Raw genomic sequence first — 1,389 nt, 5'->3', positions numbered from 1 at the left:
GGTCGCGTCACTAATTTTGGTGTAAAAGGCCTCCCGGCGACGCGCCGGGAGGCCCGGCCGTTCCCTAGAATCGTGGGTCACCACAACTTACGGTCCTAGAGAAAGGAACGGCCAGATGGATACCATACACGAAGAGGCGGTCGCCGCGGCCGGGACGAGGCCGGACGGCACCATCGACCTGAACGCCGCGGCCAGGTCGCTGCTCGAGGGCCTGCTCAACGCCGTGATGGACGAGCAGGCCTCCGAGACCGGCGCCCAGCGGAACGGCTACCGGGAGAGGTCGCTGGACACCTGCATAGGCAGGGTCACGCTGAGGATCCCGAAGCTGAGGACGGGGACGTACTTCCCCGACGACGTGGTCGAGCGCTGGAGCCGCACGGACACCGCGCTCGCCTCCGCCATATGCGAGATGTGGGTCGGTGGCGTGTCGACCAGGAAGGTGGAGGCCGCGGCGGCGAAGATGGGCGTCGAGAGGATGAGCCGCAGCAGGGTGTCGCGCCTGTGCGCCTCGCTGGACGCCGAGGTGGACGAGATGAGGGGCGCCGACCTCTCGTGGGCCGGGTGGCCCTACCTGTGGCTCGACGCCACCTACGTCCCCTGCCGGGAGGCGGGCGCGGCCCGCTCGACGGCGCTGGTGACGGCCGTGGCCTGCGACTCGCGGGCGCGCAGGCGGGTCGTGGGGGTCGAGGCGGTCGACGCGGAGTCCTACCAGTCGTGGCGCTCGTTCCTGCTGTCGCTGCGGGCCCGGGGGCTGTCGGGCGTGAGGCTCGTGGTCTCCGACGCGCACGCGGGGCTCGCCCGGGCGGTGCGCGAGGTGTTCCTGGGGTCGTCGTGGCAGCGCTGCGTGGCGCACCTCGAGCGCGGCGTGGCGGAGCGCTGCCGCAGGAGGGGCGACGGGGCGGCCGCGGCCGCCGCCCTCAAGGCCGCCTTCTCCGAGTCGGACCCCGCCCTGGTCCGGGCCGGGTACCGCAGGGCGTGCGAGCTGCTGCGCGCCCGCGACGGGGCCGGGGCCGACCTGCTCGAGGAGGCCGAGCCGGCGGCGCTCGCGTACCTGGACCTGCCCCGCGAGCACAGGCTGTGGATCAGGACGAACAACGTCCAGGAGAGGATGAACCGCGAGATCAAGCGCCGCACCTCCGTCGTCCAGGTCTTCCCCTCGACCGCGTCGCTGCTGCGCCTGGTGGGCGCGGTGTGCTGCGACCAGAACGACGCATGGGCGTGCGAGAGGAACTTCATCGACCGCAGGGGCATGGAGGGGCCGCTCTCGGCGGCCCCGTCGCCCGAGCCCTCGCCCGCCGAGGTCGGGAGCGTCCTCGCGCTCGTCGAGGAGGCGTTCGACAGGAAGCTGCGCGCGGCGTAGCATGGGGAGGGCCCGCTCCGGGGGACGGC

1 protein-coding gene is annotated in these 1,389 nt (G+C 72.9%); it reads left to right on the top strand.

Features of this window, described 5'->3' with window-relative positions; all coding sequences use genetic code 11:
• The first annotated feature begins 115 nt into the window (after positions 1-115).
• Entirely contained in the window at positions 116-1,360 is a 1,245-nt protein-coding gene (locus HF320_RS08980) for an IS256 family transposase (RefSeq protein ID WP_211159051.1), read from the top strand.
• The last annotated feature ends 29 nt before the right edge of the window (positions 1,361-1,389 follow it).

This window comes from Collinsella acetigenes, from assembly GCF_012844445.1.
GTDB classification, from domain to species: Bacteria; Actinomycetota; Coriobacteriia; order Coriobacteriales; family Coriobacteriaceae; genus Collinsella; species Collinsella acetigenes.
Note: the sequence above shows the minus strand (reverse complement) of the source record. Positions and strands in the feature narration are given on the sequence as shown.